This window comes from Streptomyces sp. NPDC034099 (assembly GCF_055575415.1).
Window position 1 is genome coordinate 199,677 of record NZ_JBVISR010000006.1, and the last position, 24,026, is coordinate 223,702.

18 protein-coding genes and 1 pseudogene are annotated in these 24,026 nt (G+C 72.0%); 14 read left to right on the top strand and 5 right to left on the bottom strand.

Annotation, left to right across the window (positions count from 1 at the left end; translation table 11 throughout):
- Nucleotides 1–101 precede the first annotated feature (101 nt).
- Nucleotides 102–1,541 carry an NADP-dependent phosphogluconate dehydrogenase gene (gene gndA, locus ACZ56V_RS19430; protein WP_468943740.1) on the bottom strand — a complete coding sequence of 480 codons (1,440 nt, stop codon included), beginning with the start codon at nt 1,539–1,541 and terminating at the stop codon, nt 102–104.
- Nucleotides 1,542–1,830: 289 nt separating this feature from the next.
- Between gndA and ACZ56V_RS19435 the strand changes: the two genes are divergently transcribed.
- On the top strand, nt 1,831–3,111 hold the full coding sequence (locus ACZ56V_RS19435) for a transglycosylase family protein (protein ID WP_468943742.1): 1,281 nt from the start codon (nt 1,831–1,833) through the stop codon (nt 3,109–3,111).
- On the opposite strand, the gene ACZ56V_RS19440 is transcribed toward ACZ56V_RS19435, so the two are convergent.
- Entirely contained in the window at nt 3,101–4,291 is a 1,191-nt protein-coding gene (locus ACZ56V_RS19440) for a DMT family transporter (RefSeq protein ID WP_398916853.1), read from the bottom strand. The two genes, ACZ56V_RS19435 and ACZ56V_RS19440, sit on opposite strands and share 11 nt — an antisense overlap.
- A gap of 227 nt (nt 4,292–4,518) precedes the next feature.
- Between ACZ56V_RS19440 and ACZ56V_RS19445 the strand changes: the two genes are divergently transcribed.
- The 7 genes from ACZ56V_RS19445 (at nt 4,519) to ACZ56V_RS19475 (ending at nt 16,151) form a co-directional block, all read left to right on the top strand.
- A complete protein-coding gene (locus ACZ56V_RS19445; protein ID WP_468943745.1) occupies nt 4,519–5,307 on the top strand; it encodes a (2Fe-2S)-binding protein in 789 nt (262 codons plus the stop codon).
- A gap of 37 nt (nt 5,308–5,344) precedes the next feature.
- Nucleotides 5,345–6,520, top strand: coding sequence for a glycogen synthase (gene glgA / locus ACZ56V_RS19450; RefSeq protein ID WP_398916849.1), 1,176 nt, complete (start codon nt 5,345–5,347; stop codon nt 6,518–6,520).
- Nucleotides 6,521–6,568: 48 nt separating this feature from the next.
- Entirely contained in the window at nt 6,569–7,789 is a 1,221-nt protein-coding gene (gene glgC, locus ACZ56V_RS19455; RefSeq protein ID WP_468943748.1) for a glucose-1-phosphate adenylyltransferase, read from the top strand.
- A gap of 190 nt (nt 7,790–7,979) precedes the next feature.
- Nucleotides 7,980–10,595 (top strand): PA14 domain-containing protein, encoded by a 2,616-nt coding sequence (locus tag ACZ56V_RS19460; RefSeq protein ID WP_468943751.1) that lies wholly within the window; start codon nt 7,980–7,982, stop codon nt 10,593–10,595.
- Nucleotides 10,596–10,653: 58 nt separating this feature from the next.
- A complete protein-coding gene (locus tag ACZ56V_RS19465) occupies nt 10,654–12,972 on the top strand; it encodes a GH92 family glycosyl hydrolase (protein WP_468943753.1) in 2,319 nt (772 codons plus the stop codon).
- 187 nt (nt 12,973–13,159) lie between these two features.
- Complete coding sequence (locus ACZ56V_RS19470) at nt 13,160–14,500, top strand: wax ester/triacylglycerol synthase family O-acyltransferase (RefSeq protein WP_398916841.1); 1,341 nt, start codon at nt 13,160–13,162, stop codon at nt 14,498–14,500.
- Nucleotides 14,501–14,603: 103 nt separating this feature from the next.
- The gene (locus ACZ56V_RS19475) at nt 14,604–16,151 is read left to right on the top strand and encodes an SDR family NAD(P)-dependent oxidoreductase (protein WP_398916839.1); all 1,548 of its coding nucleotides are present in this window, start codon (nt 14,604–14,606) and stop codon (nt 16,149–16,151) included.
- Between the two features lie 7 nt (nt 16,152–16,158).
- On the opposite strand, the gene ACZ56V_RS19480 is transcribed toward ACZ56V_RS19475, so the two are convergent.
- Nucleotides 16,159–16,602, bottom strand: coding sequence for a hypothetical protein (locus ACZ56V_RS19480; RefSeq protein WP_467382102.1), 444 nt, complete (start codon nt 16,600–16,602; stop codon nt 16,159–16,161).
- Nucleotides 16,603–17,075: 473 nt separating this feature from the next.
- On the opposite strand from ACZ56V_RS19480, the gene ACZ56V_RS19485 reads away from it, so the two are divergent.
- Together ACZ56V_RS19485 and ACZ56V_RS19490 are read left to right on the top strand one after the other, a co-directional pair.
- Entirely contained in the window at nt 17,076–17,252 is a 177-nt protein-coding gene (locus ACZ56V_RS19485) for a hypothetical protein (RefSeq protein WP_398916835.1), read from the top strand.
- A gap of 55 nt (nt 17,253–17,307) precedes the next feature.
- A complete protein-coding gene (locus tag ACZ56V_RS19490; protein ID WP_398916833.1) occupies nt 17,308–17,790 on the top strand; it encodes a GNAT family N-acetyltransferase in 483 nt (160 codons plus the stop codon).
- Nucleotides 17,791–17,797: 7 nt separating this feature from the next.
- On the opposite strand, the pseudogene ACZ56V_RS19495 reads toward ACZ56V_RS19490, so the two are convergent.
- Both ACZ56V_RS19495 and ACZ56V_RS19500 read right to left on the bottom strand, forming a co-directional pair.
- A pseudogene (locus ACZ56V_RS19495) lies at nt 17,798–18,139 on the bottom strand (amidase family protein); the annotation flags it as partial.
- A gap of 120 nt (nt 18,140–18,259) precedes the next feature.
- Nucleotides 18,260–19,309: a LacI family DNA-binding transcriptional regulator gene (locus tag ACZ56V_RS19500; protein WP_467382105.1), complete on the bottom strand. Its 1,050-nt coding sequence runs from the start codon at nt 19,307–19,309 to the stop codon at nt 18,260–18,262.
- Nucleotides 19,310–19,533: 224 nt separating this feature from the next.
- Between ACZ56V_RS19500 and ACZ56V_RS19505 the strand changes: the two genes are divergently transcribed.
- From ACZ56V_RS19505 to ACZ56V_RS19520, 4 genes are read left to right on the top strand one after another with little or no spacing between them, the layout of a single operon-like run.
- Nucleotides 19,534–20,826, top strand: coding sequence for an ABC transporter substrate-binding protein (locus tag ACZ56V_RS19505; RefSeq protein WP_398916831.1), 1,293 nt, complete (start codon nt 19,534–19,536; stop codon nt 20,824–20,826).
- A gap of 6 nt (nt 20,827–20,832) precedes the next feature.
- Entirely contained in the window at nt 20,833–21,762 is a 930-nt protein-coding gene (locus ACZ56V_RS19510; protein WP_398916829.1) for a carbohydrate ABC transporter permease, read from the top strand.
- Entirely contained in the window at nt 21,759–22,679 is a 921-nt protein-coding gene (locus ACZ56V_RS19515; RefSeq protein WP_467382110.1) for a carbohydrate ABC transporter permease, read from the top strand. Before ACZ56V_RS19510 ends, ACZ56V_RS19515 begins: the two co-directional genes overlap by 4 nt.
- Before the next feature lie 32 nt (nt 22,680–22,711).
- Nucleotides 22,712–23,959 carry a glycoside hydrolase 5 family protein gene (locus tag ACZ56V_RS19520; protein ID WP_467382112.1) on the top strand — a complete coding sequence of 416 codons (1,248 nt, stop codon included), beginning with the start codon at nt 22,712–22,714 and terminating at the stop codon, nt 23,957–23,959.
- Nucleotides 23,960–24,026: the final 67 nt, after the last annotated feature.

A 24,026-nucleotide genomic window follows, 5' to 3' on the forward strand; every position in this document is an offset into this window, starting at 1 on the left:
CCCGCCGGGACCCGAGCCCGTGCCCAGCCCCGAGCCGGGGCCACCGCTCACCTGAGCGAACGGACGACACGGCCCGCCCGCGGGCGGCCCCGGGACACGCGCTACGCGGTGACCTCCGACCGGTCCCCGCCCCACACCGTGTGGAACGCGCCGTCCCGGTCCGTCCTGCGGTACGTGTGCGCCCCGAAGAAGTCCCGCTGCCCCTGGGTCAACGCGGCGGGCAGCCGCTCGGCGCGCAGGGCGTCGTAGTAGGCGAGGGCGGCGGCGAACCCCGGCGTCGGCACGCCCTGCCGGGTCGCCGCCACCAGCACCTCGCGCCAGTCGTCCTGGGCGGCGGCGATCTCCCGCGCGAAGGTCTCGTCCGACAGGAGACTCGGCAGGTCGGGCCGGGCGTCGTACGCCGCCCGGATCCGGTCCAGGAAGGCCGCCCGGATGATGCAGCCGCCGCGCCAGATCGCGGAGACCGCGCCGAGGTCGATGTCCCAGCCGTACTCCTCGCTGCCCGCCGCGATCTCGTGGAAGCCCTGCGTGTACGACACGATCTTCGACGCGTACAGCGCCTGCTCGACACGGTCGGCGAAGGCGGCCGCCTCCGACTCCCCGAGCGGCGCCGCCTTCGGGCCCGCCAGGCCGCGCGAGGCCTCGCGCAGCGCCGCGTGCCCGGACAGGGAGCGGGCGAAGACCGCCTCCGCGATGCCGGACACCGGCACCCCCAGGTCCAGGGCGATCTGCACGGTCCAGCGGCCCGTCCCCTTCTGTTCCGCCTGGTCGACCACGACGTCCACGAACGGCTTGCCCGTCGCCGCGTCCACGTGCGACAGCACCTCCGCCGTGATCTCGATCAGGTACGAGTCCAGGCGGCCGGTGTTCCAGGTGCGGAAGATCTCCGCGATCTGCGCGGGGGAGTACCCGGCGACGTCCCGCAGCAGCTGGTACGCCTCGCCGATCAGCTGCATGTCGGCGTACTCGATGCCGTTGTGCACCATCTTCACGAAGTGCCCGGCGCCGTCGGGACCGACGTGCGTCACACAGGGCGCCCCGTCCGCGGCCTTCGCCGAGATCTTCTCCAGCATCGGGCCCAGTGACGCGTACGACTCCTTCGAGCCGCCCGGCATGATGCTCGGCCCGTGCAGCGCGCCCTCCTCACCGCCGGAGATGCCGGTGCCCACGAAGTGGATGCCCTGCTCGCGCAGTTCGCGCTCCCGGCGACGGGTGTCGGCGAAGTGCGCGTTGCCGCCGTCGATGATCATGTCGCCGGGTTCGAGGAGCGGGGCGAACTCCCGGATCACCGCGTCGGTCGGGTCACCGGCCTTCACCATGATCACCAGGCGCCGCGGCCGCTCGAGGGCTGCCACGAACTCCTTGGCGGTCTCGGTCGCGACGAAGTCGCCCTCACCGCCGAACTCCTCGACCAGCGCGTGCGTGCGCGACGCGGTCCGGTTGTGCACCGCGACCGTGTAGCCGTTGCGCGCGAAGTTGCGGGCGAGGTTACGGCCCATGACCGCGAGACCCGTGACGCCGATCTGCGCTGTACTGCTCATTGCGTTGGCTCCTAGTGACCTTGGTGTCTGTGGTGCCCGTGTCCGCCAGTATCGCGAATTCGGCCGCTCGGCCATGCTGACGTGCCGGTACGCCGGCCGCACTTCGTGCTTCCAGGGCTCCAGTACGGCGGGGAGGGGCCCAGTGCCTCAGCGGGCGGACGTCTCAACCGGCCAACGGCCGCCCGGTCCCGGCCACTCGGGCTGACCAACCGGCCGGTTGCCGTCTTGTCATGGCCTGTTCGTGGCGCTTATTTTTGCCCCTCCTGACGCAATGTCGAGGGGGACCTCCATGGCCGTACGCGGCCGGCACCGCCGGTATCAGCCGAACAGGATCAACCGAGCCTCGCTGACCGTCACCGCCGGGGGTGCGGGGCTGGCCCTCCCCCTCGTCGGTACCGGCACGGCCCACGCGGCCGACGTGGAGACCTGGGACCAGGTCGCCGCCTGCGAGTCCACCGACGACTGGGACATCAACACCGGCAACGGCTATTACGGCGGGTTGCAGTTCACCCAGTCCACCTGGGAGGCCTTCGGCGGCACGCGGTACGCCCCGCGCGCCGACCTGGCCACCAAGGCGGAGCAGATCGCCGTAGCCGAGAAGGTGCTCGACGCCCAGGGCCCCGGCGCCTGGCCGGTGTGCTCCGAGCGGGCCGGACTGACCCGGGGCGGCGACACGCCCGACATCCGGCCGGCCGGGGGAGCGGTGCCCGCGAAGCAGGCGGGTTCGGTGAAGGACGTCCAGCCGCAGACCACCCCGCAGTCCCGGGCGGGCAAGGCCCGGATGTACACGGTGGTCACCGGCGACACCCTCTCCGGCATCGCCGACAGCCACGAGGTCCGGGGCGGCTGGCAGCGCCTGTACGAGGCCAACCGCGGCGCCATCGGTTCCGACCCCGACCTGATCCTGCCCGGCCAGCGCCTGTCCCTGCGCGGCGAGGGGGCCACCGCGGCGCCCTCCGGCGCCGAGACCAGGAAACAAGACAAGCAGCAGAAGACGCAGAAGACGCAGAAACAGCAGAAGACGCAGAAGACGCAGCAGCCGACGCGGCAGAAGAAGGAGCCGAAGTCGGAGCCGAAGGAACAGGAGCGGCAGGAGTCGCGGAAGGCGCCGCAGAAGTCCTCCTCCGACAGCGGCAAGGCCAAGGCCGGCAAGGCCACCACCCACCGCGCCGTCGTGGCCCCCGTCGACGCCGCCACCGGCACGCCCTACCACCAGGCGGGTTCCTCCTGGTCCAAGGGCTACCACACCGGCGTCGACTTCCCCGTCCCCACCGGGACCTCCGTCAAGTCGGTCGCGGCGGGCCGGGTGGTCAGCGCGGGGTGGGGCGGTTCGTACGGCTACCAGGTGGTGGTCAGGCACGTCGACGGCCGCTACTCCCAGTACGCGCACCTCTCGGCGATCTCCGTGAAGAACGGCCAGTCGGTGGGCGTCGGCCAGCGTCTGGGACGTTCCGGCTCCACGGGCAACGTCACGGGCCCGCATCTGCACTTCGAGGTGCGGACCGGGCCCGGTTTCGGTTCCGACGTCGACCCGCTGGCGTACCTGCGGGCCGGCGGCGTCAGGATCTGATCCGGACCCGTCGGCGGCCGAGCATGGGCGGCGGGACGAACGGACCGCCGTAGAAGGGGCCGTAGGAGAGCGTGTCGTCGCTCTCCACCGGTGCCCGGGTTCCGTACGCCTCCTCGGCGGGGGCGGTGTCGGGGACCGGCGGGGACGGCACGACGACCTTGTCGGAGAGCCGAGCCACCGGAGCCGCGGGAACCACCGCGGCCACCGGCTCACGGACCGGGGGCTCCGTGACCGGCACAGCCACCGGCACCGCTACGGCAACCGGCACCGGCCGGGGCGCCGCCGCGGTCTCCGGAAGTGCCACGGTGTCCTCGGCCGGGGCCAAGGCCGTCTCACCCGTCTCGGCGCCCTCCCGCGCGATCCGCTCCGTCGTCAGCATGATCAGCCCGCCGGCCGCCACCACACCGCAGCCCAGGGCCAGCACGGTGCCGGCCGTGCCGTACCGGAACGTCTCGCCGAACATCGTGATGCCGACGACGGCGGCCACCACCGGGTTCACGACCGTCAGCGTGGCCAGCGGGGCCGCGAGACCGGCGCCCCGGTAGGACGCCTGGGACAGCACCATGCCGGCCGTGGCGAGTACGCCGATCACGGCCAGGGACGGCAGGTCGCCGGCGGTCACCCCGCCGGTCCAGTCGACCGCGACCGTCTTGGTGAAGACCGAGGACATCCCGAAGGCTATGCCGGAGGCGGTCGCCAGCAGGATGCTGCGGACGGCCGGGTGCCGGTGCGCGGCCCGGCCCGCGATCATCAGCGCCACGACCGCGCCACCGGTGACCAGGGCCGCCCCGACCCGCTGCGCCGTGTCCAGCGACTGCGCGTCGGAGGCGCCGACCACGGACAGCAGACCGGCGAGTCCGACCGTGGCCATCAGCGCGCCCCGCCAGGCCGTCGCACCGGCCCTGCGACCCACGAAGAGCGCCGCCATGGGCAGCGCGAACACGATGGTGAGCGCTCCCAGCGGCTGCACCAGACTCAGCGGACCGAGCGCCAGGGCGACCACGTGCAGCAGACCGCCCAGGCCGTTGAGCGACACCGCCGCCCACCAGGCGGGCCGGCGCAAGGGGGCGTACTGGGCATCCGGGGACGACGCCGCGACCTGCTCCTGCACGATCGCTCCGCCCGCGTACGCCACGGCGGAGACGAGCGACAGCAGCACGGACAACGCGAGGGCGCTCATCGGCTGCTCCTCTGCGTGAGGCGGGGACGCTGGGCCCACCGCGGCGATCGGTCGTCATCCATGGACAACACGATGCCGTCTCAGGGTCTTCCCGTCGTCGTCCCTGAGCATTCATTGGGTCCTACTACCGATGGAGTACGACGGCGCCGCCGTCCTCCCCAGGGTGGGCGATCTCCGGCCCCGACCCCTGGCCCAGCCCCCCGAGGGCCCTGATACTACTGCTCTCCGTGGACCTCGACCCCGCCCTCTCCGCCCTCCGCCCGCTCGGCGGGTTCTCCGTCCTGCACGCCTCGCGTCCGGTGCCGTCGCGGCGGGCCGCCACCGTCGCGCCCCTCACGGACGCCTACGCACCGGGACATGTGAGCACCGACCCGCTGGGCCACCGCGTCCGCAAGGTCGCCGGCGCGCTCGGCACCCCCGAGACGCGGGTCGCCGCCTCCGTGGCCCAGCAGGGCCTCGCGGCCCGCCTGTGGTCGGTGACCCTGGCCTGCGCCGTGCTGTACGGACACGTCCCGGACCTCGATCCGCGCCTGCTCCACTGGGACCCCGGGGCCACCGCCCCCGACGACCTGTGGCTCACCGAGGTGCACCCCCTGCCGGGGGACGCCGCCACCGTCGCGGACGTCGTCCTCACCACCCACCTCACGCCCCTCACCGAGGCCGTGCACGCCCGCTACGGCGTCGCGAGGGGACTGCTGCGCGGCAACGCGGCCTCCGCCCTGGCCGGCGCCGGACGCGAACTGCACCGCTGGGCCCGCCGCCACCACCGTACGGACACCGCCGCCCGCGCCCGGTCGCTCACCGCCGACCTGCTGGCCCACCCCCTGCTCGCCGGCACCGGGACGCTCACCGGTACCTCCTTCCGGCGCCGCAGCTGCTGCCTGTACTACCGGGTGCCGGGCGGGGGCGTCTGCGGCGACTGCTGCTTCCCGAGTCCGCCGGGTCCGGCCCGTTCCCCGCGCCCGCCGGACAGCGCCCGCCCTCCGCGCTCTTCCCCAGGCGCCCGCTCTGGGTGACCATGAGGGAACCAGTCGCCGAGACGGGAGGTTCCGGGTGCGCGTGGGACTGCTGAGCCGTGAGTTCCCGCCGGACGTGTACGGGGGTGCCGGAGTCCACGTCGAGTTCCTCGCCCGGGAGCTGGCCCGCCTGGTCGACCTGGACGTGCACAGCTGGGGCGAGGGCCGCAGCGACGGTGTAGTGCGCCACCGCCCCTGGTCCGCGCTCGACGGCGCCAACGACGCGTTGCGCACCTTCTCGGTCGACCTCGCCATGACCGCCGCCCTCGAAGGGCGCGAACTGGTGCACTCCCACACCTGGTACGCCAACCTCGGCGGCCACCTCGCCAAGCTCCTGCACGGCGTCCCGCACGTGATGACCGCCCATTCCCTGGAGCCCCTGCGCCCCTGGAAGGCCGAGCAGCTCGGCGGCGGTTACACCCTGTCCGGCTGGGCCGAGCGCACCGCGATCGAGGCGGCCGACGCGGTGATCGCCGTCTCCGGCGCGATGCGCGAGGACATCCTCGGCTGTTACCCGGCCCTGGACCCCGCCACGGTCCACGTCGTGCACAACGGCATCGACACCCGGCTCTACCGGCCCGACCACGGTACCGACGCGCTGGACCGGATCGGTCTGGACCGCTCCCGCCCCTACGTCCTGTTCGTCGGCCGCATCACCCGTCAGAAGGGCGTGCCCCACCTGCTGCGCGCGGTACGGGACATCGACCCGGCCGCACAGGTCGTCCTGTGCGCGGGCGCCCCGGACACCCCCGAGATCGACCAGGAGTTCCGCGACCTCTTCGCCGAGCTGAGCCGCGCCCGTGAGGGTGTGCACTGGATCCCGCGCATGCTGCCGCGCCCCGAGGTGATCCAGCTCCTGACCCACGCCGCCGTCTTCGTCTGCCCCTCCGTGTACGAGCCCCTCGGCATCGTCAACCTGGAGGCGATGGCCTGCGCCACCCCCGTGGTCGCCTCCCGGGTGGGCGGGATCCCCGAGGTCGTGGCCGACGGCGAAACGGGGGTACTCGTGACCAAGGAGAGTGACGGGGACACGGCGGCGGACGACGACTTCGAGGCGGGTCTCGCGCGCGCACTGGACTCCGTCCTCGGCGATCCGGCGGGCGCCCGCCGGATGGGCGAGGCGGGACGGGCGCGCGCGGTGGAGGAGTTCGGCTGGGACGCGGTCGCGCGCCGCACGGTCCGGCTGTACGAGGAGATCCTCAAGCAGGCTTAGGCCGCCCCGCCCGGGGCAGCCGGGGGAACGAGGGTGAGGGGAGCGGCCATGCGTCGTGGAGGTCCTTCGGTGCTCGGCATCGTGCTGGCGGGCGGAGAGGGCAAACGCCTGATGCCCCTGACCGCGGACCGCGCCAAACCCGCGGTCACCTTCGGCGGCACCTACCGGCTCGTCGACTTCGTCCTGTCCAACCTGGTCAACGGCGACATCCTGCGGATCTGCGTCCTCACCCAGTACAAGTCGCACTCCCTGGACCGGCACATCACCACCACCTGGCGGATGTCCAGCCTGCTCGGCAACTACGTCACCCCGGTCCCCGCCCAGCAGCGCCTCGGCCCCCGCTGGTTCCTCGGCAGCGCCGACGCGATCCTGCAGTCCCTGAACCTGGTGTACGACGAACAGCCCGAGTACGTGGCGGTGTTCGGCGCCGACCACGTGTACCGGATGGACCCGCGCCAGATGCTCGCCCAGCACATCGAGTCCGGCGCGGGTGTCACCGTCGCCGGGATACGGGTCCCGCGCGCCGAGTCGCCGTCCTTCGGCGTGATCACGCCGGGCTCCGACGGGCAGACCGTCACCGGGTTCCTGGAGAAGCCGGCCGACCCGCCCGGTCTCGCCGACGACCCCGGGTGCGTCTTCGCCTCGATGGGCAACTACGTCTTCACCACCAAGGCCCTCGTCGAGGCCCTCCAGCGGGACGCCGAGGACGAGAACTCCGTGCACGACATGGGCGGTTCGATCCTGCCCCAGCTCACCGACCGGGGCGAGGCCGTGCTGTACGACTTCAGCGCCAACCACGTCCCCGGGGAGACCTTGCGGGACCAGGGGTACTGGCGGGACGTGGGCACGCTGGACGCCTACTACGACGCCCACATGGACCTGATCGCCGAGCGTCCCGCGTTCAACCTCTACAACCGGGACTGGCCGATCTACACCCACTCGACCCAGCTCTCGCCGGCCCGCTTCAACGCCGGGGGCATCGCCAGCGAGTCGATCATCAGCGCGGGATGCCTGATCCGGGGCCAGGTCACCCGGTCCGTGCTGTCCCCGGGCGTGGTGGTCGACCCGGGGGCGGTCGTGCAGGGCTCGGTGCTGCACGACAACGTGCACATCGGCCGGGGAGCGGTGGTGCGCGGGGCGGTGCTCGACAAGAACGTTCAGGTGCCGCCGGGCGCGACGATCGGCGTCAACCCGCAGCGGGACGGCGAGTTGTACACCGTCTCCAAGGGCGGCGTGATCGCGCTGGGCAAGGGGCAGCGGGTGCCGTGAGGGACGGGCGGCCGGACGGGCGGCGGCTCCGGGGGCGCGCGATACGCGCGTTGACTCCGGGGCCGTTGTCATGTCCCTGGACGTCAAGCGGAATCCATGTTGTCATGCCTCTGCACCGCCGCCGTTACATCGATGTATGACATCGATGTCCTGAGCCATCAGCCACCACCCGTTCTCGAGGAGAGGGTCAGTGCGCACCAAACGACTCAGAGACAAACTCGCCCTGTTGCTGGCCGCCGCGCTCGGCGTCGCCGGTCTCGCCGCCGTACCGGCCGCCAACGCGGCCGACGACTCCGCCGCGGAGGTCCACGGCCTGAAGGGCGAGTACTACACCCAGTCCGCCCCCGGCGCCTTCGACTTCCACGAGCTGAAGGCCACCGGCTTCGACCCGCAGGTCGACTTCAACACCCTGGAGCCGCGACTCGCCTTCGCCACCGGGCAGTCGGACGACGTGAACGTCCGCTGGACCGGCAAGCTCGTCCCGGAGAAGACCGGCGCCCACACCTTCTCGATCACCGGCGACAACGGCTTCCGCCTCTGGGTCGGCGGACAGCTCGCCATTGACCACTGGGTCGACGACTGGGACCGCGAACAGACCGCCCAGCCCATCGAGCTGACGGCCGGCCAGTCCTACGACATCAAGCTGGAGTACTTCGAGCACTACGGCGGCTCCAACCTCCACCTGCGCTGGACCGAGCCCGGCGGCAGCAAGGAGGCCATCCCGCAGTCGGCGTTCCGCCTGCCCGACGGCTTCGACTACAACGGTGCGACGGTGACCACCGTCCAGTCCACGGGCCGCACCCTCAAGCTCGACTTCGCGAGCCCGCTCTCCGCGCCCCCGGCCGGTCTCACCGACCACCTCGAAGCGGTGATCGGCGGCGCCACGTGGCCGCTCGGCGAGACCAGGCTCGACCCCGCCGACCCCAGCGCCCTGCTCGTCGCCCTCGACCAGCCCGTCGTCGGCAACAAGAACGGCGACGCGCCCGGCACCGCCGACGTCCGCTACGACGGCGAAGGCGGGCTCACCGACGCCGAAGGCAACGTTGTCAACGCCTTCTGGAGCAGCGGCGGCAACGAGTCCACCTACGAGCTGCGCACCGACTGGGCCGACGAGGTCGGGCCGGACAACGCCCTCCCCGAGTACCCGCGCCCGCAGCTGACCCGCGACGACTGGCAGAACCTCAACGGCCGCTGGCAGTTCGCCGCCGCCGAGGCGGGCGAGCAGCCGCCGGTCGGCAAGAACCTGAAGGAGCGCATCCTCGTCCCGTACCCGGTGGAGTCGCAGCTCTCCGGCGTCCAGCGGCACGAGGACCGCATGTGGTACCGCCGCACCTTCACCGTGCCCCGCGACTGGCACATCGGCTCCTCCCAGCGGCTGAAGCTGAACTTCGGTGCCGTCGACTGGCAGTCCGAGGTCTACGTCAACGGCACCAAGGTCGCCGACCACAAGGGCGGTTACGACAAGTTCAGCGCCGACGTCACCGACGCCCTCAAGCCGGGCCGCACCCAGGAGCTGATCGTCGGCGTCTACGACCCGACCGACGCGGCGAACGGCGAGAACCCGCCGCTCGGCAAGCAGCGCCTGGACCCGAGCGGCATCTGGTACACGCCCAGTTCCGGCATCTGGCAGACCGTCTGGATGGAACCGGTCGCCCGGGACCACGTGGACTCCCTGAAGCTCACCCCGCACGTCGACGGCGCGGCGAGCACCCTGACCGTCGAGCCCAAGGGCGTGCGCGACGGCGTACGCGTCAACGCCACGGCGTACGCCGGGCACCGCAAGGTCGCCACGGCCAGCGGCCGCACCGGCGAGCCCCTGACCCTCAAGATCCGCGACCCGCGCCTGTGGTCGCCCGACGACCCGTTCCTCTACGACCTCAAGGTCACCGTCGGACACGACCGGGTCGAGAGCTACTTCGGGATGCGCTCCATCGCCGTCGAGAAGGTCGACGGCGTCCCGCGCACCCTGCTCAACGGGAAGCCCACGTTCCTGATGGCCACCCTCGACCAGGGCTTCTGGCCGGACGGCCTGCACACCGCGCCCACCGACGAGGCCCTCGCGTACGACCTCAAGCTGCACAAGCAGCTCGGCTTCAACTCGGTGCGCAAGCACATCAAGGTGGAGCCCGACCGCTGGTTCTACTGGGCCGACAAGCTGGGCCTGATGGTGTGGCAGGACATGCCCGCGATGACCGCCGGGAAGAACCCGTCCACCGCCGCCCGTGCCGAGTACGAGCGGGAGATGAAGGAGATGATCGACGAGCACGTCAGCCACCCGTCGATCATCATGTGGGTCACCTTCAACGAGGGCTGGGGCCAGTACGACATCGGCCGCGTCGCCGCGCAGGCCAAGTCCTGGGACCCGACCCGGCTCGTCAACAACCAGTCCGGCCTGAACCTCGGGGCCGACGGCGGCGCCGGCGACATCATGGATGAGCACGGCTATCCGAGCCCCGCCCTGCCGCCGTCCCCGGACGGCCGACGCGCCCTGGTCACCGGAGAGTACGGCGGCCTCGGCCTGGCGGTGCCCGGTCACGCCTGGTCCGTGCAGCAGTCGTACGTCGATGTCGACCCGCAGACGTACACGGACGACTACCTCACCAAGCTCGACGAGGTGCGCGCCCTGGTCTGCCGGGGCAGCAACGGCGCCGTCTACACCCAGATCTCGGACGTCGAGGGCGAGCTGAACGGCCTGACGACCTACGACCGCAAGGTGCTCAAGCCGGACGTCGAGCGGGTGAAGGCCGCCCAGGAGGCCCTCATCCAGGACGCGTCCAGGCCCACCCCGGCGGGCTGCACCGCCTGATCACCCTCGCCCGAACAAGAACCGCACGACAGAGCAGACCTTCCGGAGGTCACCGCACATGAGAGGCACCCGGCGTCTGCGGCTGTGCGTGGCCGGGGTGGTGGCAGCGTCCGCGCTGCTCACCGCCCCGGCGGCGCAGGCCGCCCCGACGGCCGCCCCGCACCTGACCGACCTCGTGAACCCGTTCATCGGAACGGAGAACGAGGGCAACACCTATCCCGGCGCCGCCGTGCCCTTCGGCATGGTGCAGTTCTCGCCGGACACCGGCCACAACACCGGTTACGACCACTCCGACACCCACATCCGCGGCTTCTCCCTGGTCCACCTCTCCGGCGTCGGCTGCGGACTCGGCGGCGACCTGCCGGTGCTGCCGACCACCGGTGACGTCACCGAGACGGACTACGCGAAGTACGCCGCCTCCTTCAGCCACGACGACGAGGAGGCGAGCCCCGGCTACTACCGGGTCGGCCTCGGCTCCGGCGTCGACGCGGAGCTGACCGCCACCGAGCACACCGGAGTGCAGCGCTACACCTTCCCGGCCACCGACAAGGCCAACGTGCTGCTCAACGCCGGCCAGTCGCTGCACAAGAACGTCCGCACCGAGGTCGAGGTCCTGGACAGCCGCACCGTCCGCACCGCGATCACCGGCAGCGGCTTCTGCCAGGACACGAAGCCGTACACCGTCTACACGATCACCCGCTTCGACCGGCCCTTCGCCGCCTACGGCACCTGGGACGACGGCACGGTGACCGCGGGCGCGAAGAGCGGCGGGGACGGTGCCTACGTCCGCTTCGACGCCACGAAGGACCGCACCGTCGAGGCCACCACCGCCCTGTCCTACGTGGACGCGCGCGGCGCCGCGCTCAACCTGCGCGCCGAGGGCGGGCACTCCTTCGACTCCGTGCGCCGCGGTGCCGAGCGCACCTGGGAGAAGCGACTGGACGACGTCAGGGTCCGGGGCGGCGACGACACCCTGCGCCGCACCTTCTACTCGTCCCTGTACCGGTCCTTCCTCGCGCCCAACGTCGGCAGCGACGTCGACGGCCGCTACACCGGCTGGGACCAGGAGATCCACCGCGCCAAGGGCTTCACGTACTACCAGAACTGGTCCCTGTGGGACACCTACCGCACCCAGTCCCAGCTCCTCGCCCTGCTCGCGCCCCGCGAGGCCCGCGACATGGCGATCTCCGTCATCAAGATCGACGAGGAGAGCGGCTGGCTGCCCAAGTGGGGCTACGGCACCGTCGAGACCAACATCATGACGGGCGACCCGGTGACCCCCTTCCTCACCAACGCCTACCAGCAGGGCCTGCTGCACGGCTGGGAGGAGAAGGCCTACCGGGCGCTGAAGAAGAACGCCGACGGCGTCCCGCCCACCGACTCGCCGGCCGTCGGCCGGGAGGCCAACCGCGAGTACCTCGCCGACGGCTTCGCCCCCTACGTCAAGGGCCGACCGCACGCGAAGCCCGGCGACTCCGACTACGACCACGGCGCCTCCGCCACCCTGGAGTACGCCCTGTCCGACGCCATGCTCTCCCGCATGGCCCGCGACCTCGGCCACGACGCCGACGCGAAGCGGTACGCCGAGCGCGCCCAGAGCTACCGGAACGTCTTCGACCCCTCGACCGGCTTCTTCCGCGCCCGCGACGCCGAGGGTGCCTTCACCGGCCCGGCCGACCCGGCGCAGAGCGAGGGCTTCCACGAGGGCACGTCCTGGCAGTACCAGTGGCTGGTGCCGCAGGACCTGCCCGGCATGATCGACCTCATCGGCGGCACGGAGGCGGCGAACCAGCGGCTCGACTCCTTCTTCGCCTACGACCAGCTCCTGAAGGACCCGGCGAAGACCGCCCGCGAGGTGTGGGTGAACGGGCCGTACGACTACTACAACGCCGACAAGTACAACCCGCAGAACGAGCCCGACCTCATCGCCCCGTACACCTACCTGTCGACCGGGCAGCCCTGGAAGACGACGGACGTGGTGCACGCGGCGCTCACCCTGTTCACGGACACGCCGACCGGCATGACCGGAAACGACGACCTCGGGACCATGTCCGCCTGGAACGTGCTGTCCTCGATCGGGATCTTCCCGATCCAGCCCGGCTACGACACCTGGGGCCTGTCCACCCCGGTCTTCGACCGCGTCGACCTCACCCTCGACCGCCGCTACTACCCGCGCGGCGCCCTGACGATCACCGCGCCCGGCACCTCGGACACCGACCGGTACGTCCAGTCGGCCCGCACCGACGGCTCGGCCTACGCCCGCACCTGGCTGACGACCGACGCCCTGCGCTCCGTCCGGTCGCTCGCGTTCACGGTCGGCCCGCAGCCGTCCGGGTGGGGAACCTCGGCGGAGGCGGTGCCGCCGCCGCTGACGTGAGCTGAGGTCAGCGCAGACGTCCCATGAGTCACAGCAGTCCCGCCCCTGCCGAAAGGGGCGGGACTTTAATCTCCTGTTAACTGTGCGTAGCGTGATCGTACTTGACCGTAATCGTCGGAGAGCGATTGACTGCTTGTCCACCCGTTGTCCATTCGCCGCCCCTGCGTCGTCCTTGCGAGGCAAGCCCTTGACTCCCGATCCGCTCGCTCCCCTCGACCTGGCGTTCTGGAACATCGAGTCCGCCGAGCACCCCATGCACCTGGGCGCACTCGGCGTCTTCGAGGCCGACTCGCCCACCGCGGGCGCCCACGCGGCGGACCTGCTCGCGGCCCGCGCCCCCGCGGTGCCCGGACTGCGGATGAGGATCAGGGACACCTGGCAGCCGCCCCTGGCCCTGCGCCGTCCGTTCGCGTTCGGCGGCGCGACCCGCGAGTCCGACCCCCGCTTCGACCCGCTCGACCACGTGCGGCTGCACGCCCCCACCACGGACTTCCACGCGCGGGCCGGACGCCTCATGGAACGCCCCCTGGAGCGCGGGCGGCCGCCGTGGGAGGCGCATGTGCTGCCGGGCGCGGACGGCGGCTCCTTCGCCGTGCTGTTCAAGTTCCACCACGCCCTGGCCGACGGTCTGCGCGCCCTGACCCTCGCCGCGGGCGTCCTCGACCCGATGGACCTGCCGGCCCCCCGTCCCCGCCCCGAGCAGCCGCCGCGCGGACTCCTGCCGGACGTGCGCGCCCTGCCGGACCGGCTGCGCGGCGCCCTGTCGGACGCGGGGCGCGCCCTGGACATCGGTGCCGCCGCGGCGCTGTCCACCCTCGACGTGCGTTCCTCGCCCGCGCTCGCCGCGGCGTCCTCCGGCACCCGTCGGACCGCGGGCGTGGCCGTCGACCTCGACGACGTGCACCACGTCCGCAAGACCACCGGCGGCACCGTCAACGACGTACTGATCGCGGTCGTCGCGGGCGCCCTGCGCCGCTGGCTGGACGAGCGCGGCGACGGCAGCGAGGGCGTCGCGCCCCGGGCCCTGATCCCCGTCTCCAAGCGCCGCCCGCGCAGCGCCCACCCCCAGGGCAACCGGCTCTCCGGATACCTGATGAGGCTTCCGGTGGGCGACCCCGACCCGCTCTCCCGCCTGGGCACGGTCCGCGCCGCCATGGACCGCAACAAGGACGCCGGTCCCGGCCGCGGCGCCGGAGCCGTCGCCCTGCTCGCCGACCATGTGCCGGCGCTCGGCCACCGGCTCGGCGGGCCGCTGGTCTCGGGGGCCGCGCGGCTCTGGTTCGACATCCTGGTCACCAGCGTGCCCCTGCCCAGCCTCGGGCTGCGGCTCGGCGGCCACCCGCTCACCGAGGTCTATCCGCTGGCGCCGCTGGCCCGCGGCCACTCCCTGGCGGTGGCCGTCTCGACGTACCGCGGACGGGTCCACTACGGCCTGGTCGCCGACGCGAAGGCGGTGCCGGACCTCGACCGGTTCGCCCGGGCGGTGGCCGAGGAGGTGGAGACGTTGCTCACGGCATGCGGTCCCTGACCCCGGCGGGTTTGGTTCCGGGCCGCGCGCTGAATAAAATCCGCTGTTCGACAGCGGTCGCCTCCCGGAGCGCCGCAACGGTGACCAGGGAACGGCAGCGGCGATGACGGTGACACAGGACGGCTCGGCGACCAGGGACGAGGCGCCCGCGGCCCAGGCGCCCGCACAGGAGGCGGCCGCCGAAGAGGCGAACGCCCCCGGGTACGGCCCCGGCATCGACCCCGAGCGGCTCGCCGTCTGCCTGAGCGTGCTGGAGGAACTGGACACCCTCGACGTCGACCATCCGGACGCGATCCGGGTCCGCCGGGCCACCTCGCACATCTACCGCATGGTCAAGCAGCGCCGCCGCCAGGAGCGCCGCGCCGCCAAGACCGCCCACGACAGGGCGGTCACCGAGGCCACCGCCACCGGCTCCGCCGAGCGCATCGACGACGAGACCGAGGGTCTGCTGCCCTCCTCGCGCACCGAGCAGGGCGCGATCGCGGGGATACTCCAGCGCCCCCGCTCCTGCTACATCTGCAAGCAGCGCTACGTCGAGGTCGACTACTTCTACCACCAGCTCTGCCAGGACTGCGCCGCCGAGAACCGCACCCGCCGCGACGCCCGCGCCGACCTCACCGGCAAGCGCGCGCTGCTCACCGGCGGCCGGGCCAAGATCGGCATGTACATCGCGCTGCGCCTGCTGCGCGACGGCGCGCACACCACGATCACCACCCGCTTCCCCAAGGACGCCATCCGCCGCTTCAAGGCGATGGACGACTCCGCCGACTGGCTGCACCGCCTGGAGGTCGTCGGCATCGACCTGCGCGACCCCGCCCAGGCCGTGGCCCTCGCCGAGCAGGTCACCGAGCAGGGCCCGCTCGACATCCTGATCAACAACGCCACCCAGACGGTGCGGCGCCTGCCCTCCGCGTACGCCGCGCTGGTCGAGGGCGAGAGCGCCCCGCTGCCCGCCGGGGAGCTGCCCGCCCACCACGTCATCGGCGCCTTCAACTCCGGCGCGGTGGACGGTCTGACCGCGCTGCCGCCGGGCGTCTCGGGGCTCGACGCGCAGAAGGTGGCCGACCTGGCCCTGGTCGCGGGCAACGCCAGCGTGGTCCGGCACCGCGAGGGCACCGCCATCGACGCGGGCGGCCTGGTCCCGGACGTCGTCGACTCCAACACCTGGGTCCAGACCATCGAGCAGATCTCGCCGGTGGAACTGCTGGAGACCCAGCTGTGCAACTACACCTCGCCCTTCATCCTCATCAGCGCGCTGCGCGCATCGATGGCCGAGGCCGCCCGCAAGGCGCCGTCGGGACGCGCCTACGTCGTCAACGTCTCCGCGATGGAGGGCGTGTTCGCCCGCGGTTACAAGGGTGCCGGTCACCCCAACACCAACGCGGCCAAGGCCGCCATGAACATGGTGACCCGGACCAGCGCCCAGGAGATGTTCGACACCGACCGGATCCTGATGACCTCCGTCGACACCGGCTGGATCACCGACGAGCGTCCCCACTTCGACAAGCTGCGCCTCGCGGAGGAGGGCTTCCATGCCCCGCTCGACCTGATCGACGGCGCCGCCCGCGTCTACGACCCCGTCGTGCGCGGCGAGGCGGGCGAGGACCTGTACGGCGTCTTCCTCAAGGACTACGCACCCGGCAAGTGGTGACGGGGCCTCAGTCCACGAGGCCCAGCCGCGCGTTCCGTGCCGCCGTCAGCTCCAGCACCGTGCGCCAGTCCTCCAGGACCCCGGCGTCGAAGTCGGCGGTGCGGGCCTCGTCGACCGCCTGGCGCAGACTGACCAGGTCGTCGTCGTGGTCCCGGGCCTCCGGGTGGGCCTGACGGCGCACCAGGCGGGCGACGCGCGCACCGAGCAGCGGCCGTACCGCGTCGGCGGTCCCGGCGGCCGGATCGCCGGGCCACAGCAGTCGGCCCACCGGTGACACCAGCCCCGCGACCTGGAGCTCCTTGTCGGCGGGGTGGCGCCGGCGCAGCAGCGCGGCCGTGCGCAGCGCGTGCCCGTGCGGCTCGCCGGGCCCGCCACCGGGCCCCGCGGCGGGCCGCTCGCCCCGGCAGGCGTACAGCAGATCCATCAGCTCCTCGACGCTGCGCAGTTCCATGCCTCGGTCCTCCCACGAGACAGCCGTTGCCGACGAGCAGCAGACCATGGCGAGCTTGCGGCGCAGCCAACGGCGACTTAACTGCGCGTCCCGTCACCGCCGCCATACGAAGGTGCGTACGTCCATGTAGGCCGAACGGGTGAGTCGCGCACGGTGCGGAAGCGGAGGAACCGGGGCAGACTTGGGCCAACTGTGCGGGGGGTGAAGGGCAATGGTTCTCCCATCTTTTGAGCCCCATAGAGCGCACCCCCGCTCATTTGGTTAACCTGGACCGGACGGGCGGCAGCACAGGGCACTACCCACCCGAGGTCCGTCATGGGACGAGCCGGTTCACAACGGTTCGCCTCCGCACGAGTTACCGGCGCCACCGCGTCCGAACTGCATGCGACTCACACCCGCGCGGGCGCCGGGTGCCGGACAGGAGACCGGCGCCAACAGGCCCCGCGGGTGACCCGACACATAAGGAGTGCGCGGTGACACCGGAAACGACGACGAACCCAGAACGACGCACCGAGGAACGCACCGGACGCGCCGGTCGCAGGCCCGGGGAGATCGGCAGCCTCGACGTGTGGGCGCGCTCCGCCCCCATCCGCCTCGCGGGCTACGAGGAGGACCTCGCCGAGCCGCACATCCTGCCGAGCGTGGACTGACCCGCACGCCGCCCACCGAGGTCGCCGAGCGCATGGGCGTGCCACACTCACGCCCATGCTGATCAGGGAAGCCACGGCCGGCGACTGGCCGCACATCTGGCCCTTCTGGCACCGCATCGTCGCCGCCGGTGAGACCTACGCCTGGGACCCGGACACCTCCGAGGAGGACGCCCGGGCCCTGTGGATGAACCCCGCCAAACGCGTCTACGTCGCCGAGGACGACACCGGCACGCTCGTCGCCTCGGCCTACGTCACCCCCAACTACGGCGGCCCCGCCGCCCGCATCGCCAACGCCGGCTTCATGGTCGACCCCGGCCGGGCCGGACGCGGCACCGGCCGGGCCCTCGCCGAGTACGTCCTGGACGCGGCCAAGGCCGACGGATACCGGGGCATGGTCTTCAACGCCGTCGTCGAGACCAACCCCGCCGTGCGGCTGTGGACCTCCCTCGGCTTCACGATCCTGGGCACGGTGCCGGACGCCTTCGACCACCCGCGGCACGGGCGGGTCGGCCTGCACATCATGCACCGCGCCCTGTAGCCCCCGCTCAGCCGAGCGGCGCCGACCGCCGCCAGGGCCGCAGCGCCTCGATCCGTCCCGCCGGCTCCAGCAGCGCAGCCTCCGACCCCGGGTGCACCACCAGCTGGTCGGCGCGGGGCGCACCCGAGTCCAGCGTGCCGAACGGCACCGACATCGCGGGCCGGCCGGTCAGGTTCCACGGCGGCGTGAACGGCGAGCAGGCGGAGTTCGCCACCACGTTGCGCAGCCGGCCCCGCTCGTGCCAGGACCCCGCCACGGGGGAGCGGCGGGCCGGCGCCGTGGTGAGCAGGACGTCGTACTCGGTGAAGAACGGCTCCAGGCGCCCGCGCGGCCGCTTCCGGCCCCCGCCGCGAGGGCCGGGTCCACGCCTTCGTGATCGGAGGTCCGGCAGGCGCCCTGGGGGCGGGTGCGTTCCCGCGGGCGACGGCGTGGGCCCGCCGACCGGAGCCGGGGTCGCCCGGCCCGGCCTTCAGGCCGACGGCCGCACCACCCCCGTGCTGTCCCGCTCGATCAGCCGCGGCACCGGTACCCGCACCGTCCGGGCCGGGCCGCCGTCGAGCAGGGCGGTCAGCTCCGTCGCCGCCGTGCGGCCGAACTCCACGCTGTCCCGGGACAGGGCGGACAGCCACGGCTTGACCATGCGGCACAGCGCCGAGTCCTCCCAGGCCACCACGGACACGTCCGCCGGTACCGAGAAGCCGAGTTCGGCCGCGGCGGCGACCCCGGCGACGGCCATCACGTCGTTGTCGTAGATCAGGGCGGTCGGGGGAACGGGCGCCTCCAGGACGCGGCGGGTGACGGCCGCGCCCTCGGCGTCCGAGTAGTCGGTGGTCACCGACTCGACCTCGCCGAGACCGCGCCGCCCGGCCTCGACGCGCAGGGCGCGGATACGGCGCTCGGTGTGGGCGAGGTCGGGCAGCCCGGCGATGTGCACGATCCGCCGGTGCCCGAGCGCGTGCAGCCCGTCCACCAGCGCGGCCATCGCCCCCGCGTCGTCCGCCCACACCGTCGACAGCCCCGGGTGGCGCTCGTCCGGCGCCCCGCCGATCACCACGCCGGGCAGGCCCAGCTCGTCGAGCAGGTCCGGGCGCGGATCGTCGGTGCGCGGGTCCACCACCAGGACGCCGTCCACGCGGTGTTCGGCCCACCAGCGCCGGTAGACCGCGCACTCGTCCTCGACGTCCCGCGCCACCTGGAACAGCAGCCCCAGGTGACGCCCCGCCAGCACCTCCTGGATGCCCGAGACCAGTTGCAGGAAGAAGGAGTCGACGCCGAGGGTGTGCGCGGGCCGCGCCAGCACGAAGCCGACCGTCGCCGCGCCCTCCCCGGACAGCGCGCGCGCCGCCGTACTGGGCCGCCAGCCGAGCTGCTCGGCCACCCGGCGCACCCGGTCCCGGGTGATCTCGGAGACCCCCGGCCGGTCGTTCAGCGCGAACGACACCGCGCTCTCGGAGACCCCGGCCCGGCGTGCGACGTCCTTCATCGTCGGCCGGCGCGCGGCGGGCCGCTTGGCCGGCATGCGCGCTCCTTTCCTCAGTGCGAGCGGTGAGAGCTAAAGCGCTTGAGTGCGAAGATTCTAAAGCGCATTAGTGATTCCTGGCAAGTGCCCTTCCGTAGGGGTGTGACCTGCACTAATGTCGCGCTGACGACTTTAGTTGGCGTGAATCCATTGACTTTCCGCGGATTCGCCGTGCATGGTCGCTGGCATCCCACCGCCGACGTCCTTCAGGGAGACGTGTCACCGTGCCCACCTCGCGCAGAACATTCGCCGTCGTTGCCGTCGCCGCCCTCGTCCTGCCGCTCAGCGCCTGCGGCTCCGGGGGTGACGGCGGTGGCTCGACCGACGCCTCGGGCAAGGTCGAGGGCGACATCACCTTCCAGACCTGGAACCTGCGGGCAAACTTCAAGGACTACTTCGAGGGTCTGATCGCCGACTTCGAGAAGAAGTACCCCGACACCCACGTCAAGTGGGTCGACCAGCCCGGCGAGGGCTACGCCGACAAGATCAGCGCCGACGCCGCCGGCGGCACCCTGCCCGACGTCGTCAACGTCTCCCCGGACCTCGTCGCCCCGCTGGCCAAGGCGGGTCTCGCCCTCGACCTCGACAAGGCCGCCGGCCAGTACGAGAAGGAGTACCTGGAGGGGGCCTGGGCCAGCCACCGGATACCGGGCATGGACGGCACGTACGCCTTCCCCTGGTACCTCAACACCGGCCCGCTCTTCTACAACAAGTCCCTCTTCGAGAAGGCCGGACTCGACCCCGAGCAGCCGCCGAAGACGTACGACGAGGTCTTCGACGCCGCCCTGAAGATCGCCGACAAGACCGACGGCGAGGTCGCGACGCTCGCCAACGTGCCCACCATCGAGGACTTCGGCCGCTACGGCGTACCGCTCATGGACAAGGAGGGGACCGCCTTCGCGTTCAACGACGCCAAGGGCGTCCAGCTCCTCACCCGCTACAAGGAGCTGTACGACGCCAAGGCCCTCGACCCGCAGGCGCTGACCGCCACCCCCGAGTCCTCCGGGAAGAAGTTCCTCACCGGAGCCGTCGCCATGAACCCGGGCAGCGCGCTCGACCTCGCCAACTTCAAGAAGCAGGCGCCGAACCTGTACAAGAACATCGGCATCACCGACCAGATCACCAGCACCGGCCACGTCAACATGTACGTGATGGGTCTGATGGTCAACGCGCAGAGCCAGCGCAAGCCCGCCGCGGTCGCCTTCGCGCACTACGTCACCGACGCGGCCCACCAGATGTCCTTCGCCAAGCAGGTCGCGATCTTCCCGAGCACCGCCGGTTCGCTGGACGACCCGTACTTCACCAAGGAGGACGGCACCGACGAGACCCGGGTGCGGATCGCCGCCGCCAAGTCGCTGAAGACGGCCGTCAACTACACGCCCGTGCTGTTCAGCGAGCAGATGAAGACCGAGCTGCGCAACGAGGTCGCCAAGGCGCTCCAGGGCAAGCAGAGCCCGAAGGAAGCCCTCGACAACGCTGTCAAGGCGTGCGACCGGCTCCTTCAGCAGCAGGGCTGATACGTCATGGCGAGTCCCACCCTCACCACCGGCACACCGGACGCCCGCAAGGGCGGCGTCCGGCGCGTGCGGCGCCAACTTCCCGCAAGCCCCTGGCTGTTCGCAGCACCCGGCCTGCTGGTCACCGGCGCGTTCATCCTGTACCCGTTCGTCTCCACCCTCGTCAACTCCTTCACCGACCGCCGCACGTTGGTGCCGGGCGAGTTCGTCGGCCTCGCCAACTTCCGCGAGCTGCTCCACGACGACATGTTCTGGATCGGCCTGCGCAACAGCTCCCTGTACGTGCTCGGGGTCGTCCCCGCGCTGGTCCTGCTGCCGCTGCTGCTCGCGCTGCTGGTGCAGAAGAACATCCCCGGCATCACCTTCTTCCGCTCGGCGTTCTACACCCCGGTCGTCGCCTCGATCGTCGTCGTCGGACTGATCTGGGTCTGGCTCCTCGACGAGCGCGGCCTGGTCAACTCCCTGCTGGAGACGCTCGGCGCCAGTCCGGTCGGCTTCCTGAGCGACCAGTGGCTGATCCTGCTCAGCGCGATGGGCGTCACGGTCTGGAAGGGCCTCGGCTACTACATGATCATTTATCTGGCGGCGCTGGCCAACGTGCCCCGTGAGCTGCACGAGGCCGCCGCCGTGGACGGCGCGGGCGCGGTCCGCCGCTTCCTCACCGTCACGGTGCCCGCGGTCCGCTCCACCATGGTCCTGGTCGCGGCGCTCTCCTCGGTCGCCGCCTTCAAGGTCTTCTCCGAGGTGTACCTGATGGCGGGCCCCAGCGGCGGCCCGGCCGGCGAGGACACCACCCTGGTGATGCTGGTCCAGCGCACCGGCACCGGCCTCACCGGCCGGGTCGGCTACGCCTCCGCCATCTCCGTCGTCGTCTTCGTCGTCACCGTCGTCCTGATGCTGCTCGTCCTGCGCGCCGACCGGAAGGAGGAGTCGTGAGCGTCGCCGAGAAGACCCGGCCCGCCGACAAGCCCCGGGCCACCTCCCGGACCCGGGAACGCGAACCCCGGATCACCGACGAGCACGGCCGCCGGGTACGCGGGTGGGAACTGGCCCTGCGCTACCTGCTGCTGCTCGGCGTCCTGGCCCTGACCATCGGCCCGTTCCTGTGGCAGCTGTCGACCTCGCTCAAGGGTCCCACCGAGGACATCTTCAGCTCCCCGCCCAAGTTCCTGCCCTCCGATCCCACCCTGCACAACTACGAGCGGGTCGCCGACACCATCCCGGTGTGGGACTACGCCCTGAACTCGCTGAAGGTCGCCGCGGCCAACGTCGTCACCAACTGCGTCGGTGCCGCCCTCGCCGGGTACGCCCTGGCCCGGCTGCGCTACCGGGGCCGGCGCGTCGCCACGCTGGTGTTCATCCTGGCCATGCTGGTGCCGGTGGAGGGCATCATCATCGCCCAGTTCACCACCATGCGGGAGCTGGGCCTCAACAACACCCTGGTCGGCGTGGTGCTGCCGGGCTGCGTCAGCGCCCTGAACGTGCTGCTGATGCGCAACGCCTTCCTCAACCTCCCCTACGAGATCGAGGAGGCCGCCTTCGTCGACGGTGCCAACGTCTGGCAGCGGTTCTCCCGGATCGCGCTGCCCGCGGTGAAGGGCACCCTCGCCGTCGTCGCGATCTTCGCCTTCATGGGCGCCTGGGACGACTTCCTGTGGCCCCTGATCGTGCTGAGCGACCCGTCCAGGTTCACCCTGACCATCGGCCTGAACTATCTGCACGGCACCTTCGCCAACGACGAACGCCTGGTCGCCGCGGGCACCATCATCGCCGTGGCACCGCTCATCGTCCTCTTCGCCTGCCTCCAGCGGTACTTCTTCCGCGGCGTGGGCGAGGGCGCCGTCAAGGGCTGAACCTCCCGCTTCCCCCCTCACAAGGACACCGCATGCCTTCTGCCGTGCGCTTCGGCGTCAACTACACCCCGAGCGAGGGGTGGTTCCACCACTGGCTCGACTTCGACCTCGACTCCGTACGCGCCGACCTGGACTCCATCGCCGCCCTGGACGTGGACCACGTCCGCGTCTTCCCGCTCTGGCCCTACTTCCAGCCCAACCGCGCCCTGATCCGCGAGCGCGCGGTCGAGGACCTGGTGGCGCTGGTCGACGCGGCCGGCGAACGCGGCCTCGACGTCAACGTGGACGGCCTGCAGGGCCATCTGAGCAGCTTCGACTACGTGCCGGCCTGGACCCGCACCTGGCACCGGCGCAACCTGTTCACCGACCCCGACGTCGTCGAGGGCCAGGCCGCCTACCTGCGCGCCCTCGCCGCCGCGCTGGCCGGACGGTCCAACTTCCTGGGCATGACCCTCGGCAACGAGGTCAACCAGTTCTCCGCCGGACCCCACCCCGACCCGGACCGCGCCACCAGCGACCAGATCGACGTCTGGCTGGAGCGGATGCTGGCCGCCTGCGAGGAGGGCGCCCCGGGCCGGACGCACCTGCACGCCGAGTACGACGCCACCTGGTACCAGGACGACCAGCCCTTCACCCCGGCCCAGGCCGCCCGGCGGGGCGCCGTCACCGCGGTGCACTCCTGGGTCTTCAACGGCACCGCCCAGCGCCACGGCCGCGCCTCCGTGCCCAGCGAGCACCACGCCGCCTACCTGATCGAGCTGAGCAAGGCCTGGGCCGACGACCCGAACCGCCCGGTCTGGCTCCAGGAGGTCGGCGCCCCCGCGCCCCTGGTCCCGGCCGAGCACGCCGCCGCCTTCACCGAGGCGACCGTCGAGAACGCCCTGGACTGCCCGGACCTGTGGGGCATCACCTGGTGGTGCTCCCACGACGTGTCCCGGGCGCTGGCCGACTTCCCGGAGCTGGAGTACGGGCTCGGGCTCCTCACCAACGACCGCCGCCCCAAGGACACGGCACGGGTCCTGGCGAGCGCGGCGCGCGCGGTCCGTGGCGGAGCCCGCCCCGCCCCGGCCCCGCGCACCACGGCCCTCGCCGTGCCGGCCGACCCCGCCGCGCGCTCGGCCTGCGCCCCCGGCGGCGCCGTCTTCGACGCCTTCTTCCGGCTGGTCGCCGACGGCGCCCGCCCCACCACCGTCCTCGACACGCGCGCCGCCGACAGCGGGCACCTCGCGGCCCGCGGCATCACCGAGGTCGTCGCCCCCGACCAGGTGCCCGTCCCGTGACCCCGGCCCCGCGCGGCACAACGAGCGCGCCGCACGATTCGAAGCGCGTGCCGCTGGGGAGCTGTAC